The sequence below is a fragment of the Pseudomonas sp. Marseille-Q5299 genome, from assembly GCF_943737035.1.
Taxonomy (GTDB): Bacteria; Pseudomonadota; Gammaproteobacteria; order Pseudomonadales; family Pseudomonadaceae; genus Aquipseudomonas; species Aquipseudomonas putida_E.
The window spans coordinates 168,528-184,385 of record NZ_CALSFR010000008.1 but is presented as its reverse complement, the minus strand read 5'-3'; the positions used below and the strand labels follow the sequence as shown (position 1 = coordinate 184,385).

21 protein-coding genes, 1 tRNA gene and 1 pseudogene are annotated in these 15,858 nt (G+C 61.3%); 19 read left to right on the top strand and 4 right to left on the bottom strand.

Annotated elements, in window-relative coordinates:
• Positions 1 to 36: 36 nt before the first annotated feature.
• From NGJ21_RS21675 to NGJ21_RS21665, 3 genes are all read left to right on the top strand, one after another.
• Positions 37 to 732 (top strand): ABC transporter permease, encoded by a 696-nt coding sequence (locus NGJ21_RS21675; protein ID WP_012316686.1) that lies wholly within the window; start codon positions 37 to 39, stop codon positions 730 to 732.
• Complete coding sequence (locus NGJ21_RS21670; protein WP_046788295.1) at positions 729 to 1,418, top strand: ABC transporter permease; 690 nt, start codon at positions 729 to 731, stop codon at positions 1,416 to 1,418. Before NGJ21_RS21675 ends, NGJ21_RS21670 begins: the two co-directional genes overlap by 4 nt.
• Before the next feature lie 85 nt (positions 1,419 to 1,503).
• Positions 1,504 to 2,709, top strand: coding sequence for a methyltransferase (locus NGJ21_RS21665; RefSeq protein WP_251962663.1), 1,206 nt, complete (start codon positions 1,504 to 1,506; stop codon positions 2,707 to 2,709).
• A gap of 284 nt (positions 2,710 to 2,993) precedes the next feature.
• Here NGJ21_RS21665 and NGJ21_RS21660 read toward each other — a convergent pair whose 3' ends face one another.
• Together NGJ21_RS21660 and NGJ21_RS21655 are read right to left on the bottom strand one after the other, a co-directional pair.
• On the bottom strand, positions 2,994 to 3,266 hold the full coding sequence (locus NGJ21_RS21660; RefSeq protein WP_046788293.1) for a DUF3077 domain-containing protein: 273 nt from the start codon (positions 3,264 to 3,266) through the stop codon (positions 2,994 to 2,996).
• Entirely contained in the window at positions 3,263 to 3,538 is a 276-nt protein-coding gene (locus NGJ21_RS21655) for a hypothetical protein (protein WP_046788292.1), read from the bottom strand. The genes NGJ21_RS21660 and NGJ21_RS21655 overlap by 4 nt, the downstream gene beginning before the upstream one ends.
• Before the next feature lie 547 nt (positions 3,539 to 4,085).
• Between NGJ21_RS21655 and NGJ21_RS21650 the strand changes: the two genes are divergently transcribed.
• The 4 genes from NGJ21_RS21650 (at position 4,086) to NGJ21_RS21635 (ending at position 6,463) form a co-directional block, all read left to right on the top strand.
• On the top strand, positions 4,086 to 4,340 hold the full coding sequence (locus NGJ21_RS21650; RefSeq protein ID WP_251962662.1) for a hypothetical protein: 255 nt from the start codon (positions 4,086 to 4,088) through the stop codon (positions 4,338 to 4,340).
• A 98-nt stretch (positions 4,341 to 4,438) separates the two neighbouring features.
• Positions 4,439 to 4,514, top strand: a tRNA-Thr gene (locus NGJ21_RS21645).
• Between the two features lie 109 nt (positions 4,515 to 4,623).
• A complete protein-coding gene (locus NGJ21_RS21640; RefSeq protein ID WP_251962661.1) occupies positions 4,624 to 5,430 on the top strand; it encodes a hypothetical protein in 807 nt (268 codons plus the stop codon).
• A gap of 631 nt (positions 5,431 to 6,061) precedes the next feature.
• Complete coding sequence (locus NGJ21_RS21635; RefSeq protein ID WP_251962660.1) at positions 6,062 to 6,463, top strand: DUF2513 domain-containing protein; 402 nt, start codon at positions 6,062 to 6,064, stop codon at positions 6,461 to 6,463.
• A 42-nt stretch (positions 6,464 to 6,505) separates the two neighbouring features.
• Here the strand turns inward: NGJ21_RS21635 and NGJ21_RS21630 are convergent, their stop codons facing one another.
• A complete protein-coding gene (locus tag NGJ21_RS21630; protein WP_251962659.1) occupies positions 6,506 to 7,549 on the bottom strand; it encodes a phage portal protein in 1,044 nt (347 codons plus the stop codon).
• A complete protein-coding gene (locus NGJ21_RS21625) occupies positions 7,549 to 9,300 on the bottom strand; it encodes a terminase ATPase subunit family protein (RefSeq protein ID WP_251962658.1) in 1,752 nt (583 codons plus the stop codon). The genes NGJ21_RS21630 and NGJ21_RS21625 overlap by 1 nt, the downstream gene beginning before the upstream one ends.
• Positions 9,301 to 9,452: 152 nt before the next feature.
• Between NGJ21_RS21625 and NGJ21_RS21620 the strand changes: the two genes are divergently transcribed.
• From NGJ21_RS21620 to NGJ21_RS21565, 12 genes and pseudogenes are all read left to right on the top strand, one after another.
• On the top strand, positions 9,453 to 10,301 hold the full coding sequence (locus NGJ21_RS21620) for a GPO family capsid scaffolding protein (RefSeq protein WP_251962657.1): 849 nt from the start codon (positions 9,453 to 9,455) through the stop codon (positions 10,299 to 10,301).
• A 33-nt stretch (positions 10,302 to 10,334) separates the two neighbouring features.
• On the top strand, positions 10,335 to 11,405 hold the full coding sequence (locus NGJ21_RS21615; RefSeq protein WP_251962656.1) for a phage major capsid protein, P2 family: 1,071 nt from the start codon (positions 10,335 to 10,337) through the stop codon (positions 11,403 to 11,405).
• Between the two features lie 3 nt (positions 11,406 to 11,408).
• Positions 11,409 to 12,110: a phage terminase small subunit gene (gpM, locus tag NGJ21_RS21610; protein ID WP_251962655.1), complete on the top strand. Its 702-nt coding sequence runs from the start codon at positions 11,409 to 11,411 to the stop codon at positions 12,108 to 12,110.
• A 97-nt stretch (positions 12,111 to 12,207) separates the two neighbouring features.
• Positions 12,208 to 12,684, top strand: coding sequence for a head completion/stabilization protein (locus tag NGJ21_RS21605; RefSeq protein WP_251962654.1), 477 nt, complete (start codon positions 12,208 to 12,210; stop codon positions 12,682 to 12,684).
• Positions 12,684 to 12,893 carry a DUF7415 domain-containing protein gene (locus tag NGJ21_RS21600; protein WP_251962653.1) on the top strand — a complete coding sequence of 70 codons (210 nt, stop codon included), beginning with the start codon at positions 12,684 to 12,686 and terminating at the stop codon, positions 12,891 to 12,893. Before NGJ21_RS21605 ends, NGJ21_RS21600 begins: the two co-directional genes overlap by 1 nt.
• Positions 12,893 to 13,105, top strand: coding sequence for a tail protein X (locus NGJ21_RS21595; RefSeq protein WP_099813804.1), 213 nt, complete (start codon positions 12,893 to 12,895; stop codon positions 13,103 to 13,105). Before NGJ21_RS21600 ends, NGJ21_RS21595 begins: the two co-directional genes overlap by 1 nt.
• 36 nt (positions 13,106 to 13,141) lie before the next feature.
• Entirely contained in the window at positions 13,142 to 13,456 is a 315-nt protein-coding gene (locus NGJ21_RS21590; protein ID WP_099813805.1) for a phage holin, lambda family, read from the top strand.
• Complete coding sequence (locus NGJ21_RS21585) at positions 13,453 to 14,286, top strand: N-acetylmuramidase domain-containing protein (protein WP_251962652.1); 834 nt, start codon at positions 13,453 to 13,455, stop codon at positions 14,284 to 14,286. Before NGJ21_RS21590 ends, NGJ21_RS21585 begins: the two co-directional genes overlap by 4 nt.
• Positions 14,286 to 14,648 (top strand): annotated as a pseudogene (locus NGJ21_RS21580) (Rz-like lysis system protein LysB); the annotation flags it as partial. The gene NGJ21_RS21585 and the pseudogene NGJ21_RS21580, both read left to right, overlap by 1 nt.
• Positions 14,569 to 14,835, top strand: a complete 267-nt coding sequence (gene lysC / locus NGJ21_RS21575; RefSeq protein ID WP_251962651.1) for an Rz1-like lysis system protein LysC — start codon at positions 14,569 to 14,571, stop codon at positions 14,833 to 14,835. The pseudogene NGJ21_RS21580 and the gene lysC, both read left to right, overlap by 80 nt.
• Positions 14,819 to 15,352 carry a phage tail protein gene (locus NGJ21_RS21570; RefSeq protein WP_251962650.1) on the top strand — a complete coding sequence of 178 codons (534 nt, stop codon included), beginning with the start codon at positions 14,819 to 14,821 and terminating at the stop codon, positions 15,350 to 15,352. The genes lysC and NGJ21_RS21570 overlap by 17 nt, the downstream gene beginning before the upstream one ends.
• Complete coding sequence (locus NGJ21_RS21565) at positions 15,345 to 15,800, top strand: phage virion morphogenesis protein (RefSeq protein WP_251962649.1); 456 nt, start codon at positions 15,345 to 15,347, stop codon at positions 15,798 to 15,800. The genes NGJ21_RS21570 and NGJ21_RS21565 overlap by 8 nt, the downstream gene beginning before the upstream one ends.
• Positions 15,801 to 15,858: the final 58 nt, after the last annotated feature.

Below are 15,858 nucleotides of genomic sequence, written 5' to 3'. Positions count from 1 at the left end.
CCTTGCGGCGCGCCGGTCCCTAGAACGACCCTGCCCATGAATATCGACCTGCACGGATTCGGTCCGGCCCTGGCGGCTGGCACCCTGATGACCGTAAAACTGGCGCTTTGCGCCTTGCTGCTGGGGCTGGTCCTGGGCCTGCTCGGCGCCCTGGCCAAAACCTCCCCGCTCAAGCCACTGCAATGGCTTGGCGGCTTCTACTCGACCCTGGTTCGCGGCGTGCCCGAACTGCTATGGGTTCTGCTTATCTATTTCGGCACCGTCGGCCTGATGAACAGCCTCGGCGAAGCCCTCAACATGCCTGGCCTGGAACTCAGTGCCTTCGCCGCCGGCGTGATCGCCCTGGGCCTGTGCTTCGGCGCCTACGCCACTGAAGTATTCCGTGGCGCCATCCTGGCGATCCCCAAGGGCCACCGTGAAGCCGGCCTGGCGCTGGGCCTGTCCAAAGCGCGCATCCTGTCGCGGATCATCCTCCCGCAAATGTGGCGCATCGCCCTGCCGGGCCTTGGCAACCTGTTCATGATCCTGATGAAGGACACCGCCCTGGTGTCGGTGATCGGCCTGGAAGAAATCATGCGCCACGCGCAGATCGGCGTGACCGTGACCAAAGAGCCGTTCACCTTCTACATGGTCGCGGCCTGCATCTACCTGGGCCTGACCGTGGTCGCCATGACCGGCATGCACTTCATGGAAAAACGCGCCGCTCGCGGCTTTGCGAGGGCCGAACAATGAACTGGGAAGTGATCATCAAGTGGCTGCCGCGCCTGGCCCAGGGTGCCACCCTGACCCTTGAGCTGGTGGCCATCGCGGTCGTAGCCGGGCTGATCCTGGCGATCCCGCTGGGTATCGCCCGCTCGTCGCGGCACTGGTACGTGCGCGCCCTGCCCTTCAGCTACATCTTCTTCTTCCGCGGCACACCCCTGCTGGTGCAGCTGTTCCTGGTCTACTACGGCCTGGCGCAGTTCGATGCAGTGCGTTCGAGCAGCCTCTGGCCCTACCTGCGCGATCCGTTCTGGTGCACGGTGCTGACCATGACCCTGCACACCGCAGCCTACATCGCCGAGATCCTGCGCGGCGCGCTGCAGTCGATCCCCAAGGGTGAAATTGAAGCGGCGCGAGCGCTGGGCATGTCCCGTGGCAAGACGCTGTTCTACATCATGCTGCCCCGCGCTGCGCGCATCGGCCTGCCGGCCTACAGCAACGAAGTGATCCTGATGCTCAAGGCCAGCGCCCTGGCCAGTACGGTGACCCTGCTGGAGCTGACCGGCATGGCACGGACCATCATTGCCCGTACCTACCTGCCGGTGGAGATCTTCTTCGCTGCCGGGGTGTTCTACCTGGTGATCTCGTTCGTACTGGTGCAAGGCTTCAAGCTGCTGGAGCGCTGGTTGCGGGTGGATGCCTGCCAAGGGCGTTAAACCCCCACGGGCAGCTCTGCAACCCACCGCCGTCAAGCCGGCTTGATGGCGGTGGGGCCCTTCACCTCAACCAGTGCCAAGCCCCATGCCCCCTTTCCTCCACAGCCACCAACTACGCGAACGCTTCCTGGCCCTCGACCAGTTCCTGACCGAGCACCAGCAGCTGTGGAAACCCAGGCCCTTCACCACCCTGCGCCTGGACTGGGAAGCCGAACACCCCGCACTGTCCGCCCACCTGCGCCAATGCAGCCTGAGCGATGCCGAAGCCGACCTTGACCCGCAGGGCGTGCCCGCACCTTTTCCACACCTTGCCAGGCAAGCCCAACAGCTCAGCGCCCTGGGCGAGCTGCCCGACACCGGCCTGCCCCCCGCCGCACACCGCCTGGACGTCAACGTCCCGGGCCGTAAGTGGCAGCAGATCGAGGCCTTCAGCCGCCGCCTGAACTTCCGCACGCAGACCCACCACTGGCTGGACTGGTGCTCAGGCAAAGGCTACCTCGGCCGCCGCCTGCTGCAACCCGGCCAGCAGCTGACCTGCCTGGAGTACGACGCCCAACTGGTCAGCGCCGGCCAAGCCCTGAGCGACCACCACCAGCTGCCGGCAACCCACGTGCACCAGGATGTCATGGCCGCAGACAGCCGCCGCCACCTGGGCAGCGACAAGAGCGTGGTGGCCCTGCATGCCTGCGGCGACCTGCATGTGCACTTGCTGCGTGTGGCCAGTGAGCAAGGCTGCCGCCATCTCGCCGTGGCGCCCTGCTGCTACAACCGCATCCAGGGCGAGCAGTACCAGCCGTTATCCACAGCTGCGCAGCGCTCGGCGCTGCAGCTGTCACTTTTGGACCTGGGCCTGCCGCTGAGCGAAAGCGTGACCGCCGGCGCCCGGGTTCGCCACCAGCGCGACTGCTCCATGGCCCGGCGCCTAGGCTTCGACCTGCTGCAGCGCCGCCAGCGCCAGCGTGATGAATACCTGCCCACGCCGTCGCTGCCAGTTGCCTGGCTGGCCAAACCTTTCGAGCAGTACTGCCGCGATCTGGCCGAGCTGCGCGAGCTTGAACTGACCATCAACCCCGACTGGGACGCCTTGGAAGCAGAAGGCTGGCAGCGCCTTGCCCAGGTGCGCAACCTGGAACGGGTACGCAACCTGTTCAGAAGGCCACTGGAAATGTGGCTGGTGCTCGACCGCGCACTGTTTCTTGAAGAGCACGGCTACGCCGTACGCCTGGGCACCTTTTGCGATTATCCACTCACCCCACGCAACCTGCTGCTGCTTGCCGAGCGCGACCGTTAGCCACAGCACAACCTGTGGATAAGTCTGTGAACAAGCTTGTGATGAATGGTTGGATCCAAGCGCTATTTCAAACGTTCGGCTTATTCCCGCCGCAGCTACAGCCCCAGTAAAAACAGGCCTTTGCGCAAAGACCAGCGGTGCGCCGTATCGGCACGCCTTTCGCGCACGGCGCTGATGCCTCTTGTGCATAAACAAAAATTCGATTAGGCAAACAGCGCTGGATTGGTGCGGCCGCTGCCTGATTGTGGGCGCCGGCTCCCCGGCCCCCACAGGTGCGTTCCAACTCAGTGCAGCTTGTTCTTCGCCATCTCGATATCGTTCATCAGTGCCTTGGCCAGCGCACTGAGATAGTCGGCGGCCCCCAGTAGCTTGTGGTCATCCTCCATATCGCCTTCGCGCACCAGGTGCTTGATGTAGCCCAGCAATATCGAAACCTGTTCATAGGCGTCGTCCACAGGAATGCCGGGTTGTACGCGCAAGAGATCCACGGGCGGGTTGCCGACTTCGAGAAACGTCTCGATACCGGCTGTGGTGAGAGGCTTGGTTTCAAGGCTCATGTGAACGACTCCCCATCCTGCGCATCGTCCAAACGCCGCTTCGCATGCTGGATCAGCACATAGGCCGAATAAGCCGCATGGTTGGCGTTTGCCAGCAGGTTCAGGCCGGGCTCGCCTGCGTGGTCACGGCAGTGGTCGTCCAGGGTTTCGACCACGACACGCAAAAGCTGGCCGGCGTGGGCGATGGCGTCGGGTGGGGAGATATCGCTGTGGATGGTGAAGTACGGGGTGGAGATGAGAGGGCGAGGTGGGTCTGGAACGATTTTCTTCATGGCAGCAGCTCCGTTGAGTTGGAAACCGCCACGCGGATCTTTCTCACAGATCTAGGTGGCAGTCATACGCGGGGTGAGAAAACCGAGGGAGCTACAAAGCTCGGCCAGACCGAAGTCTGCCCGCGTACGACCGCCATAACAGGCTAGCCAAGTAGCTCCACAACGGGTTTCTCACACCCGGTCACCAGGGTATTGGCGACCCAGGAACGTTATCCCTGGGGCACTTCCCCGCCAACAGTGAAGCTTCGGCAAGCTGCGTAGGATAATTCCCAAGTGCTCCGTTACTGAAGCATTTGGTTTCAGATTCAGAAATACCTTACAGCTGCGCTCCGAGCGAAAGAGCACCACCGCAACTTTGGGAGCGTGTTTACCCGCGAAGACGCCTGCACAGTCATCACAATGCGAAGCCGATCCACCGCGAGCCCGGCCCAACGGTGTATGATCCGTCCCCCAAATCATTAAAAAGCTACGTCGCGCGCTGCCCCGCCAGCCACGCGACCGTCTGGCGTTGCGCCAGAACCGACATGGACTAACGGACCTAGACATCGTGCCCCACGCCAAATCCCTTGCCCTGCTGACCTTCTCCCTGGCCCTGACTGCCTGCTCCAATGGCAGCGGCACCACGCCACAGCACACCAGCAACCTGGACTGGAACACCCCCGGCATGCAGCTGGGCGGCGACAACGGCCTGCCCCTGCGCGTAGAAAGCCCCTGCCGCAAGCGCGGTTGCGACAACGACAAGCTGTTCTTCAACCCCGCCAAGACCGAACCAAACGTCAACACCATCCACCGCGGCTGGTAGGAAATTTCTCCTTTTAAGCCGGTGACTTAGGTCATTTTCAAACAATCGCAAGGAAGTGGTTTACAGGCGCCAACCGATCGTTATAATGACGCCCCATTGCCGGTATAGCTCAGATGGTAGAGCAACTGACTTGTAATCAGTAGGTCCCGGGTTCGATTCCTGGTGCCGGCACCATATAAATCAAGGGCTTGCAGCGATGCAGGCCCTTGTTTTTTGCGTCACACGTACCAAGCCACGTACCAAGCATGCCCCTCCATGGGCTCCTTTCCGTTAGGAACCGACTATGTCTGGGATCGACAGCGCGCTAAGCCTACTAGCGCCGGGTTGGGTAGGCTCACTGATTGGCATTGTCAGCTTTATAGGCGCTGTCCTTATTTATCTGTGGACGCGAAAGCGTACCCAGATCGGCTACGTGTACACCGGAGAACACCTTCTTGGCAGCGCATCTGACGCTCTGCCGCCTGCAATCGTCGTGGAATACGATGGGACAAGCATCCCTCGCCTGACGAAGTCTCTCGTCTTCCTCTGGAACACCGGTGAAAACACTGTTCTCGGTGAAGACATCGTCGACAAGGATCCACTACGGTTTTCCATCGGCTCTGATGGAAAGATCCTTTCTGTCTCTGTGCTGAAAGCCAGCAGAGCGGTAAACGACTTCCGGGTCGCTCTGCCATCGGACGCTTCACCGAACGAAGCGGCGTTCAACTTCAACTTCCTTGATTCTAAAGATGGCGTGGCAGTTGAGATTCTGCACACCAGCACCGACCGACGGCCCAAAGTGAAAGGGACCCTCCGAGGCCTACCTCAGGGGTTCCGCAACCTCGGCCGCATTAACCCACCTAAGCCAGTCAAGCCGGGTAAATACCATCGTTTTGGCAGAGCAATGACGACCTGGGTCCCTGTAGTAGCAGGTGGGACAGTGATGTTGCTGGCGTTCTTCACTTCCTCTTTCAGCTTTATCCCAGACCCGAATCGTTTTGGCCTCCTGCTGTTCTCAGCCTTTGGTGCATACACGGGCATGGCGCTCACAAATTGGCTCGGCAGCCGCCGTCGGTATCCGAAGAGCCTGGAGCTTGAACCTCAAGAGTAGGCGCGGGCTTCGCGTATAGGTGGGCAGTTTTAAGGTACAGGGGGGGGTCAAAAAAAAGAGTAACATCGGTAATCCTGACCGTTTCCTGTCCTGCACTCCACGGAATACGCGGCCTTATCGGTTTGGTGAAAAGTGATTTCTTAGTAACCAAATAGTAATCAGATTACCTTTTGTTTTAGTGATAAATGGCTTACTACAAAGCCTTTAAAATCAATCACTTAACTTAAAATTACCTTTTCCATTACCTCTCTGTTACTCCCATCTGTAACCACTCAGGCCCAATGAATACGCGGCCTCCACCATGCGCCACCCCATCCGGTTACGCTGATTACTCTTTTTCAGACCCCTCCCCCTATCCCGCACAGAAAGCCAACACAACGACCTGCCAAACCTCTCCAGGTGCAGGGATCCGCAGAAAAGCTCACGCCCTCACATCGTGATCAACCCCAACGGCGTAGGGTCTGCCAGCGCCGTGCGGGGGTGCGGAAATTCCGACACGTTTAGCCCGCAGGCGTGGCGGGGGGACGAGGGCGCGCGCCGGGCCCAGAGCAGCGCGAATACCCAAGATGGTGTCCAGAAGGAATCGGCGCTATCGTTCGGATGCGGCGCGGGGCCGCCTCAAGGAGGAACAATGATGCAGCGTGACCCAGATCTGATCCGACTGCTGATGCTGAAGTTGGAAAGTTTGGACAAGCCAGCGACCGCTATTGCCATGGTCAGCTACAAAGACCACTTGGCAATACCGGGCTATGACAGTGACGCGGTTTATTACCACGTCGATCAGATTCTTCAGAGCGGCTGGATCGACATGGCGGGCGGCCATGGAATGAATCCGTCAGGGCAGTTCAACTTCCGGGCGCTGACCCCAATAGGGCATGACTTTATCGACTCAGTTCGAGACGACGCGGTCTGGGCTTTGACAAAGAAGGGCGCCACAGCCGCAGGCGTGTTCACCATGGATACGCTGGCAGCACTTGGCAAAGGGTTTATGAGAAAACAGATATCGAGGCTCACCGATATCGAGCTTGGATAACAAAAAGCCGCCTCGATGGGCGGCTTTTCTGTTTCATAGGCTTCAGTTGGTGTTGCCGGCCGGCACCTCATAGGGGTTGAACCGGATCACTTCCTCCCCCAACCATTCGTTGATCTGCAGCAGCCTGGCCTGCTCGGGCTCCAGCTCGTTCACCGCCCACACCTGGGTAGCCTCACGCACCGAACCGAAGCCACCGGAATTCTGCGGTACAACGCCCATCAGCTGAGGTGGAATCCGCAGCATGGCCAACTGGTCGTCACGGCTGATGTTCTTGATCGCGCCGAAGTCATCTTTCGCCGCCACCTCGCTGATCGGGATCAACTGAATGCCGTCCTTCTTGCCGTTGGGTGCGTACATGAACAGATTTCGGAAGTTGCCCGGTCCCTTGCTGCTCTTCATCGCCGTGCGCAGATCATCGACAAAGTCTTCATTCTGGGCTGCGTCGGTCATGTACAAGATGAAACCCGCGTGGCTACCGTTCTGGTAGTACTTGCGACGGAACAGCGTTGCCGCCTCGTTGAGCAGCGCGGCCTGCAGCGCTGGCAACCATTCCGGCAGGCCGTACACCTCCTGGTTGATGTCGGCCACCCGTAGATGGCAGATGCTGCCAGCCCTGAACTCGTGCTCATCACGCCAACCGCGCACCTGGTAGTAAGTTTCCAGATCCGCACCTCGGCGCATGTACTTCGCCAAGCAAGGTCGAAGCCCAATCGCCCGGCCGAGCATGTTGTCGCGCTTTTCCAGGTACAGATTGCCCGACCACCCCAGATCCATGACGATCTGCTCGAAAGCCTGCCGGCTCAGCAACTTGTGGGGAATGAATGTTCGGGCCAGGGCGTTGCGCTTGAAGATCAGTCCAGACTGCAGGTAGACGCTGGCCTTCGACGAGCGGGCCAGGCCTTCCAGCGAGACAGGTGGCTCATACCATCTACCGTTGAGGTAGCACTCCAAGTAATCCAGGATCTCGCGTCCATCAAGGACCGGTACCGGATCGCCAAAGGTGAAGGCTTCGGCTCGGGCATTGGGGTTGGCGAGCAGCTCACCAGCAGGCGCCGGCGCGGCGCCGACCAGATCGATGTTGCTCATCAGAAGATCTCCATGATGCGAGTGTTGGTAGCGGTCTGCCCTTCGAGCGGCTCGTTATGCAGGGCGTGAAAAAGAGCCCAAGCCAGGTCGGCGTGGCCGGTGGCTTCGTTCCGACCAGCGGTGTACGTGAACTGGCGACCGCCAGGTGTGATGGTTTTGCGAATGGCCATGAGGGACTGCGCCACGTCAGTGGCCCCGGCATCAAACTCCAGCCGTCCTTTGCTGATGACATCCCACGCTTTCATGACCAGGCGGGTTTTGACTTCGGGGTTGTAGGCGAAAGTGCGGAGCGCCGGGAAGAACTGGCGCACCAGCTGGGCCACGGCGCTGCCCATGCCAGTGGTGTCGATACCGATATAGGCCACGTTGTAGCGCCTGGTGATCTGGCGGATCGTCTCGGCCTGCGAGTTGAAGTCCATCCCGCGAAACTGGTGCTTCTCCAACAGGAAGAACTTCCCGCCCGGTACCAACGGAGGCGCGAGCACCACCAGGCCGGCCGAGTCACCGGTCTCTGCCGGGTCGTACCCAACCCATACCGGTCGCTCTCCGTATGGCCGGGCAGCGAATGGGCTGTATCCGGGCCAGTCCCAACTTTCGACCATGCAGGGTTGCAGCATGCTGAGCGGGAAGATGCTCGCCCCGTCGTCTACGAACTGGCACATGAGCAGGTTCTGGAACGCTGCCGCGTCGTATTCGAGTCGCAGCTCGTCCAGGTCGAACAGGTCGCAGCCCCTGGCTTCGGCATCCATAATCGTGACGATCTGCCGCCAGATCTTATCCTCACACAGCCGGCCCTGCTGCAGGGCCTCGTGGGTCACATCCAGCTGGATATGCTGCGCGGTCGGTTTGCCCTTGTTGATCCGCTCACCTGTCCACCAGGTGTAGGCCGGGTGCGCCATGCTGCTCGGCGTGGAGAAATACGTCTTGCGCCACTTCTTGTGCAGCGCCATACCCGAGGCCACTTTGTTGATCTCGGCGAAGCCGTGCACCCAGAAGAATTCGTCGAAATAGAAGTTGCCGGACCGTCCTTGGGCGGTGCGGAAGTTCGTACCCAGGAAGTGCAGCTCGGCGTTGTTCCACAGCACGATGGGGTCACCGGTCAACTTGATGCCCAGCACCTCATTGAGGAACGCTTGCATGTACGTCTTGAACTGGTGCGCCTGGGCCTTGCTGGCCGACAGGAAGATCTGGTTTCGACCGGTCGTAATGGCGTCGATCAGTGCTTCCCGGGCAAAGTAGAACGTTGCGCCAATCTGCCGGCTCTTGAGGATCATCCGGGTGCGCTGATTGCCAGCGCGGTTCCAGTCGAGCTGGTAGTCAAAACAGCTGTCGCGGAAGGCGTCGACGAGTTTCTCGATCTGCTCCTCATCCAGCTCGTTGCGCTTGGCCTGCTTCTTCGGCCCTTCGTTCCGCTTGGCAATGTTCGGATTCAAGTCGGTTTCGGTACCGCCGCCCTGGTACCGCTGAATACGCGCCTGCCGCTCCAGTTGCCGGTGCAGAAGGTCGATTTCTTTGAAGTCGCCACTGGTCTTACCGTCCTTGAGGATCAGTTGCACCAGCCGCGCCTCAAGGGCGCCGCCAATACGCTCGACGTTGTCGGCCCGATCCCATTCATCTCGGGCCTTCCAGCTGTGGACGGTCTTCTCCTTCTCGTCGAGATAATCGGCGATATCGGTGATTCGCCACCCAGTCCAGTACATGAACTTGGCTTGGCGGCGCGGATCGGTCGTGGGTTGGGCGGTAGTGTTCATGGCGCCGATGCTGCCGCTCGCGCGCGTATTCACCCACTGGCGCCCCCTGTAGCCCGCAGGTCTACAAGTGCAGCACGTTGCCGTATAGCAGCCGGCTGCGGACCATGCCCCTCATCGCAAGGCACAACGCCACCGCACTGAGGACAGCCCGCATGGCAGCAAGCAAGAAATTCCGCAGCAAGTTCTTCCGCGTCGCCGTTGAAGGCGCAACCACTGACGGCCGAACCATCGAGCGCCAGTGGCTGGTGGACGCTGCCGAAACCTACAACCCGAACACCTACGGCGCTCGCGTCTGGCTCGAACACTTCCGCAGCGTACTGCCAGACGGCCCGTTCAAGGCCTACGGCGACGTCGTGGCACTGAAAACCGAGGAAGTCGAAGTCGCCGGCAAGAAGAAGCTGGCCCTGTTCGCCCAGATCGAGCCTACCGCCGACCTGATCGCCCTGAACAAGGCCCGTCAAAAAATCTTCACCAGCATCGAGATCCGCCCGAAGTTCGCAGACACCGGCCGCGCCTACCTGGACGGCATCGCCGTAACTGACACGCCGGCCAGCCTGGGCACTGAGATGCTTACCTTCAGCGCCCAGCATCCCGACGCCAACCCACTCAAGGCGCGAAAAAATGACCCGGACAACCTGTTCTCCGAGGCCATCGAAATCGCGCTCGAATTCGAGGAAGTCACCGACAGCGAGAGCAAGGTCGCCGGCCTGTTCTCACGGGTGATGGAAGCCCTCGGCAAGAGCAAGGACAAAGCTGTCAAGGATGACGCCCAGTTCTCCGAGCTGACTGAGGCCATCGAGGCTCTGGCCACGCACGCCAAGGAACAGGGCGAAGCGTTCACCGATGAGGTGGCCGCTCGCACTGACCTGGTCGAGAAGGTCACCAAGCTGACCACCGACTTTAACGACCTGGTCAAGCGTCTCGGCGATACCGAAGACCACAGCCAAAAGCACCGTCCACCGGCCACCGGTGGCGACGGCAAAGTGCTGACCCAGTTCTGATCTCACCCAGCCTGAACACCCGGAGAACACACAATGCGTAACGCAACCCGTATCGTCTTTACCGCCTTGGCCGCGCAGATTGCGCTGGTCAACGGGGTGGCCAGTGCCACCGAAAAATTCAACGTTGCACCCACCGTGCAGCAGGCCCTGGAAAAGGCTACCCAGGAATCGTCGGCCTTCCTGAAAGCGATCAACATCATCGGCGTCGATGAGCAGCAAGGCGAAGCACTGCTCGCTGGCGTCAACGGTCCTGTGGCCAGCCGCACCAACACCGGGGCAGGTAACCGCCGCAATCCGGCCAACGTCGCCGAAATGTCCAAGGACAGTTACAGCTGCGTACAAACCAACTTCGACACTTCGTTCCCCTATGCACTGCTCGATGCCTGGGCCAAGTTCCCTGAGTTCCAGGTACTGCTGACCAACGCCATCGTCGAGCGTCAGGCGCTTGATCGCATCATGATCGGCTTCAACGGCACCTCCGTTGCCGTTGCGACCGATCGCGCTGCCAACCCACTGCTGCAAGACGTCAACAAGGGCTGGCTGCAGAAGATCCGCGAGGGCGCAGCCGATCGCGTCCTGGATGAAGGTGCCGTCGCCGGCAAGATCCGCGTCGGCGCAACCAAGACCATCAAAGTGGCGGGTGTCGACACTGAAGTCAGCGGCGATTATCAAACCCTGGACGGCGTGGTGTTCGATGCCATCCAGATGCTGGACCCATGGCACCGCTCCCGCCCCGACCTGGTTGTGCTGGTCAGTCGCGACCTGATGCATGACAAGCTGCTGAAGGCCGTGGAAAAAGGTTCGGCGTCGAATCAGGAAGAAAACGCGGCACAGGAAATCGTCAGCCGCGCCCGTCTCGGTGGCTTGCCGGTCGTCGACGCACCGTTCCTCCCTGCAGGTACCGTGCTGGTCACCTTCCTGAAAAACCTGTCGATCTACTGGCAGGAAGGCGCTCGCCGCCGTCACCTCAAGGACGAGCCTGAGTTCGATCGGATCGCGGACTACCAGTCCAGCAACGACGCCTACGTCATCGAGGACTTCGGTGCCGTCGCCTTGGTGGAAAACATCGAGGCATTGACCTACCCGGAACCGTCCGAGGCGTAACCCATGGGACTGACCCTTTCGCAACAAACTCAACTGCGTAAGCGGGCCGCCAAGGAGGCTGCCAGCACCGCGCCGGCAGCCCTCATGGATGGGCTCAATCAATACGAGTTGATGCTTGCCAAGCTGCAGCAGGATCAGCTGCGGCTGAGGCAGATCCAGTCAATTCAGAGCAAGTGCCTGCTGAAAGCGCAGCTGATCGGTGAGTACAAGCCCTATATCGACGGTGTGTTGTCGGCTGGCCGTGGCGCTCAAGATGATGTGGTTACCACCATCATGCTGTGGCGCTTCGATGCCGGCGACTGGGACGCGGGCCTCGATGTTGCGGCCTATGTCCTGAAGCATGGCCTGAAAATGGCCAACCGTTTTGATCGCACCAGCGGCTGCCTGATTGCCGAAGAGATCGCTGAAAACGCCCTCAAGGCTCAGAAAGCGGACAAGCCGTTCCCAATCGAGACCCTGTTGCGAACTGCTGAGCTGACGAAAGACCAGGACATGCCAGATGAGGTCAGCGCCAAGCTGAAACTGGCACTGGCCCGAGCAACGCTGCAGGGCCTAGATCCAAGCAACCCCGGCCAACCAGGCCAACTACAACGCGGCATCGACCTGCTCAAGCGTGCGATCGAGCAGGACGCCCACTGCGGCGGAAAGAAAGAACTGGAGAGCGCCGAGCGTCTCCTGAAGAAACTCGCTGGCCCTGCCAGCTAACCGAGCGTCCCACGCAACCCGGCGGCTCGGGTCGGATCAGCGGCCATTGGCTCAGCTGTGAAGTCCCGACCACCGCCGACCTATTCAGAGCGCGACCATGAGCGGATTCATTGCCGGCGGTCTGGTACCAAGCGACTCGGTACCGGGCAGCCATATCAACAGCGACCCCTTCTGGCCGTCGATCGATCTGGACTCGCTGCGGGAAACCCTGCGCATCGACTCCAGCGTCACCCCTGCCCGCCTCGAAACGGCCGTGGTCGCGGCCATTCTCAGCGTCAACCGGGATCTGGCCAAGTGGCGAGTAGCCAAGCAGGCGGAGGGCTTCACCGCCCTGGACGAAGTACCAAGCGGGCAGATCCTGAACAAGTCGCAACTGGTGCACCTGTACGTGCGTGCCATCGAGTGTGCGACCGGTGCCGAGGTTTGCGAGCGGTACCGTAACTACGACAGCACCGCCAGCGGCAATAACAAAGCCGATGAAACCGCCCCGACCATTGATGACTACAGGCGCGACCAGCGCTGGGCGGTTCGTGACTTTCTCGGCACATCGCGAACCACTGTGGAGCTGCTGTGATGGCCAAGCTGGAAACTATCGACTGGAACGAGATCTCACGGCGCGGCCTGCTGGTCCGTATCAACCGGGAAATCATGCACCCGCTGGGCTTGGCGATCTGCAGGGACCCTGAAACTGGCTTATCACCAGGTGCAGTTGTCAGCGATGACGGCGCTTGGGTTTACCCCGACGACGTGGACGCCGAACCCTGCGCCAAGGGCCAAAATTAATGGCCGAGCAAAAGCGCACGCAGCAAAACGACACCGTGGACGCCCTGTGCTGGCGTCACTACGGCCGCACTGCCGGCGTGGTCGAGGCCGTGCTCGATGCCAATCCGGGCTTGGCCGACAAGGGGCCTGTGCTTCCTTCTGGCCTGCTCGTCACCCTCCCCGAACTGCAAGCGGCTGCCCCCGAACGCCAGATGGTGAACCTATGGGACTGACCGGCCACCCCAACACCCAACCAAGGAAGGACACCCATGCCTGACCGCCCTGAAACCTGGGCCTGGCTCGCCACCTGGCTCGAACACAACTGGCCCGGCCTGTATGCCGGCGGTCTGGCCATCGTTATTGCCGCCCTGCGGGTGATCTACGGTGGCGGCGGAATCCGTCGCATGGCCGTCGAAGCCCCGCTCTGCGGCGCATTGGCCCTATCGGCCAGCCACGGCTTGTCGCTGATCGGCATCCCAATCAGTGCGGCCCCGTTCTTCGGGGGCGTCATTGGCCTGCTGGGCGTCGAGTTCACCCGTGCAACCGCGAAGAAGTTCTTCACCCGCAAAGAGGGAACAGCATGACCACTCTTCGACATGGCGACCGCTCCCAAGCGGTTCGCGAGCTGCAGCGCCTGCTCAACGCCAAAGGCGCCAAGCTGGAAACTGACGGTGCCTTTGGCGATGCCACCGAGGCGGCCGTCCGGGCCTACCAGGAGAAAGCCGGGCTCGTTTCCGATGGCGCCGCCGGCCCGAAGGCCATGGCCAGCCTGCAAGGCCTGGACACCGGCAAGCTCCTCAAACATTCCGACCTGGTCCAGGCTTCCGCCCGTCTCGGCGTGCCGATCGCGGCTGTGTATGCCCTGAACGAGGTCGAATCAAATGGCCTCGGCTTTCTGGACAACGGCAAGCCGGTGATCCTCTTCGAGCGCCACGTCATGTTTGACCGCGTGCAGTTGGTCCGCTCGTCCGGTGATGACCAGGAGCAGCTGCACCAGCGCGCCGAGCAGCTGGCCAAGCAGGTGCCCAACCTGGTTAACCCGAAAGCTGGCGGTTACATCGGCGGGAGCGCTGAGCATCAGCGTCTTGCTCAGGCTCGGCAACTGGACGACGTAGCCGCGCTGGAGTCCGCCAGCTGGGGCGGCTTCCAAGTCATGGGCTACCACTGGCAGCGCCTGGGTTACTCCAGCGTCCACGACTTTGTAGCAGCGATGAATCGTAGCGAAGCAGACCACCTGGAGGCCTTCGTCCGCTACATCGAAGCCGACGCCAACTTGCTCAAGGCCTTGAAGGCACTGAAGTGGGCAACGGTGGCCAAGCTCTACAACGGCCCGAACTACCAGCGAAACCTGTACGACGTAAAGCTGGAGCGCGCCTTCGAGCGGCATCAGGACCGTGGTTTGGTAGCTGCCTGATGGACCTGCGCACCGGTTTTTTTGCCGCTGCGCTGCTGGCCAGCGTCGGCCTGTGGGGTTGGTCGCAGAAGTCGCTACTGGATAGCGAGAAGGCCATCTCCAAGGGCCTGGCTGAGCAGCGCGACACCGCTCAGGCCGATGCCCGCGACAACCTGGCCACCGCCAACACATTGAAAGCCACCCTGGAGCGCGAGCGCGAAGGCCAGGCCAAGCTGCTGAAGCTCCAGCGCGAGCTGCGCACTGGCCTGGCCAACCGCGAGCGCCTGATCGAGAACCTCAAGCATGAGAACGATGAACTGCGGCAATGGGCTGATCAGCCTATCCCTGATACTGCTCGCCGGCTGCGGCAGCGTCCCGCCATCACCGGCGCCGATGCTTACCGTCAGTGGTTGTCCGGTAGTAGTGCCCTGCCAACTGCCGGCGACAAGCCCGGCAAAGAACGGCCAGTTGCTCACTGACCAGGAGCGCACCGAACTAGCCTGGGCCGAGTGCGCCGCCCAGGTCGACGCCGTTTATCAACACCAGGTGAAGCATGAACAAGCCCGATAGCCTGCGCGATCTGCTGCTAGAGGCAGTGCCAGGCCTCAAGAAAAACCCTGAACGCCTGCTGATGTTCATCGACCAGGGCAAGGTCCGCTGCACCGCCGCTGCCAGCCTTTCGTTCGAATACAGCTACACCCTGCAAGTCATCCTGACTGACTTTGCGGGGCACCCTGACAGCGTGATGCTCCCGATCCTTGGATGGTTGCGGGTCAACCAGTCTGAATTGCTGGTCAACCTGGACAAGTCCGCCGAGGGGCTGAAATTCGAAGCCGACATGCTGGACCGCAGCAAGGTAGATCTCAGCCTCACCCTGCCCCTAACCGAGCGCGTGATCGTCACCCGCAAGGCGGATGGCAGCCTCGATGCCTCCCACGCCCCCGAACCGCAATACGAGGACTACCAGGAACAAGGGCCAGTGACCGTGTATGCCGACGGCGAACCGCTCGTTTCCTGGCAGCCACCTGCCGCTCCCGACAGCATGGCTTTGGTCATGCCTCACCCGAAGCGCCCTGCTCGTGGCTGATCTCAGCGCCCTGGAAGACTGGGCCGGCCCGCTGCTTCGCCAGATCGAGCCCGCCGGCCGGGCCAAACTGGCCCGAACACTTGCGCAGCAGCTGCGCCGGGGCCAGCAGCAACGGATCAAAGCCCAGCGCAATGCCGATGGCACACAGTACACGGCGCGAAGGCCGCACAAGCTGCGCGAGAAAAAAGGCCGGGTGAAGGCCAAGGCGAAGATGTTCCAGAAGCTGCGCACAGCCAGCTACCTCAAGGCCCAAGGGGACGCCAAGGGCTTGGCAGTTGGGTTTACCGGACGGATCGCAAGGATTGCCCGCGTCCACCAGTACGGCTTGCGGGATCGCATCGCCGCCCGTGGCCCAACGGCTCAGTACGAGGCCCGGGAGCTGCTCGGGTTCACTGTCGAAGATCAGGAAGCACTGAAAGACCTGGTGCTCGCCCACCTGGGCCTGTAGCCGCGCCCGCTACAACCGCCACCGGCTGCGCTCGCGCACGCGTGGCGCGACCATCGCC

Coding starts and splice junctions, on each gene's coding strand:
- NGJ21_RS21675 (WP_012316686.1), top strand. CDS start 37: ATGAATATCGACCTGCACGGATTCGGTCCGGCCCTGGCGGCTGGCACC.
- NGJ21_RS21670 (WP_046788295.1), top strand. CDS start 729: ATGAACTGGGAAGTGATCATCAAGTGGCTGCCGCGCCTGGCCCAGGGT.
- NGJ21_RS21665 (WP_251962663.1), top strand. CDS start 1,504: ATGCCCCCTTTCCTCCACAGCCACCAACTACGCGAACGCTTCCTGGCC.
- NGJ21_RS21660 (WP_046788293.1), bottom strand. CDS start 3,266: ATGAGCCTTGAAACCAAGCCTCTCACCACAGCCGGTATCGAGACGTTT.
- NGJ21_RS21655 (WP_046788292.1), bottom strand. CDS start 3,538: ATGAAGAAAATCGTTCCAGACCCACCTCGCCCTCTCATCTCCACCCCG.
- NGJ21_RS21640 (WP_251962661.1), top strand. CDS start 4,624: ATGTCTGGGATCGACAGCGCGCTAAGCCTACTAGCGCCGGGTTGGGTA.
- NGJ21_RS21635 (WP_251962660.1), top strand. CDS start 6,062: ATGATGCAGCGTGACCCAGATCTGATCCGACTGCTGATGCTGAAGTTG.
- NGJ21_RS21630 (WP_251962659.1), bottom strand. CDS start 7,549: ATGAGCAACATCGATCTGGTCGGCGCCGCGCCGGCGCCTGCTGGTGAG.
- NGJ21_RS21625 (WP_251962658.1), bottom strand. CDS start 9,300: ATGAACACTACCGCCCAACCCACGACCGATCCGCGCCGCCAAGCCAAG.
- NGJ21_RS21620 (WP_251962657.1), top strand. CDS start 9,453: ATGGCAGCAAGCAAGAAATTCCGCAGCAAGTTCTTCCGCGTCGCCGTT.
- NGJ21_RS21615 (WP_251962656.1), top strand. CDS start 10,335: ATGCGTAACGCAACCCGTATCGTCTTTACCGCCTTGGCCGCGCAGATT.
- gpM (WP_251962655.1), top strand. CDS start 11,409: ATGGGACTGACCCTTTCGCAACAAACTCAACTGCGTAAGCGGGCCGCC.
- NGJ21_RS21605 (WP_251962654.1), top strand. CDS start 12,208: ATGAGCGGATTCATTGCCGGCGGTCTGGTACCAAGCGACTCGGTACCG.
- NGJ21_RS21600 (WP_251962653.1), top strand. CDS start 12,684: ATGGCCAAGCTGGAAACTATCGACTGGAACGAGATCTCACGGCGCGGC.
- NGJ21_RS21595 (WP_099813804.1), top strand. CDS start 12,893: ATGGCCGAGCAAAAGCGCACGCAGCAAAACGACACCGTGGACGCCCTG.
- NGJ21_RS21590 (WP_099813805.1), top strand. CDS start 13,142: ATGCCTGACCGCCCTGAAACCTGGGCCTGGCTCGCCACCTGGCTCGAA.
- NGJ21_RS21585 (WP_251962652.1), top strand. CDS start 13,453: ATGACCACTCTTCGACATGGCGACCGCTCCCAAGCGGTTCGCGAGCTG.
- lysC (WP_251962651.1), top strand. CDS start 14,569: ATGAGAACGATGAACTGCGGCAATGGGCTGATCAGCCTATCCCTGATA.
- NGJ21_RS21570 (WP_251962650.1), top strand. CDS start 14,819: ATGAACAAGCCCGATAGCCTGCGCGATCTGCTGCTAGAGGCAGTGCCA.